This window comes from Pseudomonas sp. P5_A12 (assembly GCF_056400685.1).
Genome location: NZ_JBFUKU010000397.1, coordinates 1 through 3,905 on the forward strand (window position 1 = coordinate 1; position 3,905 = coordinate 3,905).

The 3,905-nt window shown below is 59.3% G+C and carries 4 protein-coding genes; 2 read left to right on the forward strand and 2 right to left on the reverse strand.

Annotated features, from left to right (window positions below; genetic code table 11):
- Positions 1–226: 226 nt before the first annotated feature.
- Entirely contained in the window at positions 227–1,159 is a 933-nt protein-coding gene (locus tag AC1DSG_RS28660) for a GntR family transcriptional regulator (protein ID WP_477793886.1), read from the forward strand.
- A 98-nt stretch (positions 1,160–1,257) separates the two neighbouring features.
- The gene (locus AC1DSG_RS28665) at positions 1,258–2,541 is read left to right on the forward strand and encodes a nucleotide disphospho-sugar-binding domain-containing protein (RefSeq protein ID WP_477793887.1); all 1,284 of its coding nucleotides are present in this window, start codon (positions 1,258–1,260) and stop codon (positions 2,539–2,541) included.
- A 116-nt stretch (positions 2,542–2,657) separates the two neighbouring features.
- Here AC1DSG_RS28665 and AC1DSG_RS28670 read toward each other — a convergent pair whose 3' ends face one another.
- Both AC1DSG_RS28670 and AC1DSG_RS28675 read right to left on the reverse strand, forming a co-directional pair.
- Positions 2,658–3,023, reverse strand: a complete 366-nt coding sequence (locus AC1DSG_RS28670; protein ID WP_477793888.1) for a cupin domain-containing protein — start codon at positions 3,021–3,023, stop codon at positions 2,658–2,660.
- A 12-nt stretch (positions 3,024–3,035) separates the two neighbouring features.
- On the reverse strand, positions 3,036–3,905 hold an 870-nt coding region (locus tag AC1DSG_RS28675), incomplete at its 5' end, for an NAD(P)/FAD-dependent oxidoreductase (protein ID WP_477793889.1).

Consider the following 3,905-nt stretch of genomic DNA (forward strand, 5'->3'; position numbering starts at 1 on the left):
ATCCCAGACACATAAGGCCTTTCAGCTTTCTCATAATACTCACCCGACGATTGTTTATTTTTGTGTTCGAAGGCAGTACGGCAAAAAGAGAATCAGTTGCTGTGTTTTTTTTTAGAAATTAGGACCACCATGATTTTATGTCAACGATTTTTTGCGCCTGACGGTTTTAAGGTGCATGGCATAAGATGAGCACCTGAGTCGAAACGACCGAAAGAGATAAGAAGAATTGAGCACCACGCCCGAGAAAAAGCCGCGCACCAACCACCTGGAACTCGCCCGGAGAATTCTGGAACACACCCAGGAAACCGGATTGGTGGCCGGAGACCCTGTGGCCGAGCAGGCCTTGTCGCGCACCTTTCAGGTGTCGCGCACATTGATCCGTGGCGCGCTGAAAGTGCTGCTGGAAGAAAACCTGCTGAGCCATGAAGCCGGAAAGGGTTATAGGCTGCTCGCCGCACCGGCCGGCCAGGCTTTCAACAGTGCATTGCCGCAAGCTGAAGAAGAGGAACTGGCCAACTCGGTGCTGCGCGATCGCATGGCCGGGCGCCTTGGGGACAGCATCAGCATCAGCGAACTGATGCGTCGTTACGACATCGGTCGCCCGGCCGCGCAAAAAGCCCTGCTGCAACTCAGTGAAAGCCAGGCAATCGAGCGCGGCCCCGGCCAGTCCTGGCTGTTTCGCCCGTCCCTGAACAGCCTCGCGGCCCTCGAAGAAAGCCTGAAGTTTCGCTTGATCCTGGAGCCGGAAGCGCTGCTGCACCCCAACTTCAATGCCGACCCGCAACGCCTGGCCCTGCTGCGCAGCGCCATGCAGTTGTTGCTCGCGAGCCCGGTTGAGCACTTCGATATCCAGCAGTTTCGCGAGCTCGACATCAGCTTCCACGAGCTGATTGGCCAGAGCTGTGGCAACCGTTTTGTCGGCGATGCCCTGCTCCAGCACCAGAGCCTGCGACGCCTGCCGAACCTGTTGCCGACGGTCAGCGTGCACCGCCTGCAGGAAGCGCTGCGTGAACACCTGCAAATCATTGCGCACATCGAACGCGGACAGCTGGAAATCGCCGCCGATTTGCTGCGCCTGCACTTGCGCCTTAGCGCCGCCCAGCGCCCGCAAACCGCCAACCGTGGCATTCCGCAGGGCCAGATGTTCGGGCGTCGCTGAAGCTGCTTAAAAAACATGATGATTTTTTTTATAAAATAAGACAGCATCCAGACATCTTCAGGATCGGCGGGCGTCACCCGCCATGGAAATCTTGCGCCATGCACAGACAAAAACTTATCGCCCTGTTTCCGGAAGCCAGTTTCGGCGCGGCCTTGAACTGCATTGGCATCGCCCAGTCGCTGCGTGAACTGGGTGCAAAACCGGTCTTCATCTGCCACGAACATTTTCAGGGACTCTTCGCCGAGTACGGCTTCGACGAGTACCCGATTCCGCAAGCCAGTCCTTTGTCGGCAGCGGAACATCAGCATTACTGGGAACGGTTCATCGAGCGCAACATTCCTTACTTCGACCAGACTCCACTGGCACAGATCGACAGCTATGTGGCGCCGGCCTGGGAAGCGATCATCGACACCGCCATCGAAGCGGAAAAGCCGCTGCAACAGTTGCTCGGTCGACTGAAGCCGGACGTCATCGTCCTCGACAACGTGGTCATGTTCCCCGCAATCGCCAACGCCGGATGCCCTTGGGTACGCATGGTATCCTGCGCCGAAACCGAGCTGCCGGATGCCGCCGTACCGCCGTATCTGTCGGGCTGCCTGGCCAGCGACGGGGACGGACGTGAGCGGTTTACCGAGCATTACCAGAAAGTCGTCGCGCCGGCACATGAACGTTTTTTGCAATTTCTCGCGAGCAACGGCACAGCGCCTTGCCCGCCTGGCCAGTTTCTTGTCGATTCGCCATGGCTCAACCTGCTGCTGTCGCCGACTCCGGTGCGTTATGAACGCCAGTTGCCGTTGGACTCGCAGCGCTATGTCTACCTCGACGGCTGTGTGCGGCGCGAGGCGCCTTACATCGTTCCAGACTTTCCGCGGCACAACGACGCGCCACTGATCTACATCAGCTTCGGTAGCCTCGGAGCTGCCGACACCGGCATGATCAAGCGCCTTATTGGCACTATCGAACACCTGCCCTATCGCTTCCTGATCAACGTTGGTGCCTATCGGGACACGTACACCACCGTGCCCGACAACGTGTACCTGGACAGCTGGTTTCCGCAACCGGCCGTGCTCAAGGAGTGTCAGCTGTTTATCCACCACGGCGGCAACAACAGTTTCTGCGAGGCGCTGTACTTCGGCTTGCCGTCATTGATCATTCCTTACTGCTGGGACGGCCACGACAACGCCGCACGCGCCGAGGAAGTCGGCGTCGGCCGCTACCTGCCACGGTTCGCCGATCCGTTGTCGGCATTACCTGCGGCCCTCGAACAGTTGCTGAGCGATCAATCGATGAAGCAACGCCTCGAAGCCTTCAGCAAAAACATGCAGGCGACTCGCGGTACTGACATCGCCGCACGGGCAATCATGGCGCTGCCCAACGCCTGACCCACCGCTATCGCCAGCCAGCCGCCGCCCCCCACTTCATCATCATGGCGCCGCGTGGCGCCAATGATCTGGCAAGAGCCTTGCAGACGGGCTGATGCGGGCGGGTGGACTGAGGCTTAGCCCCTGAGAATCATGAACACCTTGCGCACCGGTGTCAGATTTTCCCACGTCCCCTTGAACCCTGCGGCGACGACAAACGTGGCGCCGGCCTTGAACTCCTGGCTGATACCGTGGCTGTCGGTCAAACGCACATGTCCCTCGAGCAAATGGCAGAGCTCGTCGTAATCACACTCACAACGCTCCAGATGTTCGGGGGCCTCCCAGATGCCACCGGTAGCCTTTTTCTGTGGGTCCACAAAATGCCGCCAGCTCCGGCTGCGATAAGGCATGTCGACCAGTGCGGGATCACTGGTTTCCAGCTCGACGACAGGCAAATCGGGGTTGGCAAAGTCGATGACGTGTTCGGGTTTACTCATAGTCATTATCACTCCAGATCAAGAATCGAAACCGATGCCCAGCGCGTCAAACCCTTTGAGCAGCCAGTCGCGGTGCCCAGTCAGGTCTTCGCGGGCCAGCGAGCGCTGCGCCAGCGACACACCCACGTAACGCAAGGGTTCGGGGGGAAACGGAAACGGCGCGGTCGAGGTCATCGCAAGTTTTGTGCGTTCAGTGGCTTTGCCTTCCAGCAGGTCGAGCAGGGTCAAGGCCGCGAAACGACTGGCCGACACTCCCTGCCCAGTGAAGCCCTGGGCATAGGCAATGCGCCCGCCTGGCGAGGTGCCGCAGAACATGGTGGTGCGTGCCGAGGTGTCGATGATGCCGCCCCAGGCATGACTGAACCTGACGTCCGCCAATGCCGGGAACGCCGATTGAAATTGTTGCGCCAGTGTCGCGAAGCTCTCGGGACGCTGCGTCAATGCCTCATCACGTCGGCTGCCGAAGTGATAGATGGCGTCGTAGCCGCCCCAGAGAATGCGGTTGTCCTCGGTCTTTCGCAGGTAATGAAACTGATTGCCGCTGTCGGCAATACCGTAGCGCCCGACCCAACCGATGGCGCGCAGTTGAGCATCGTCGAGCGGCCGGGTTGCCAGGGCATAGTCATAAATAGGGATGACCTTGGACTTCAGCGAGCCCAGCAACGGTGGTGCGATGTTGGTGCCGAGTGCGACCTTCGCTGCCTTGAGGGTCCCCAGACCGGTTTCCAGCACTTGATAAAGACCGTCCTCGCGCAAGGTCGACACCGGAGAATGCTCGAACAACTGTACCCCTTGTGCGAGGCTCACGCGGCGCAGTTCTGCGACCATTTTCACCGGGTTCAGCAACGCATAATTGGGTTCGAAAAGCCCTGCGACATAGACGGGAGA

Bases quoted from the DNA above. Each gene is read 5' to 3' on its own strand.
- AC1DSG_RS28670 (WP_477793888.1), bottom strand. From the start codon at position 3,023: ATGACTATGAGTAAACCCGAACACGTCATCGACTTTGCCAACCCCGAT.
- AC1DSG_RS28665 (WP_477793887.1), top strand. From the start codon at position 1,258: ATGCACAGACAAAAACTTATCGCCCTGTTTCCGGAAGCCAGTTTCGGC.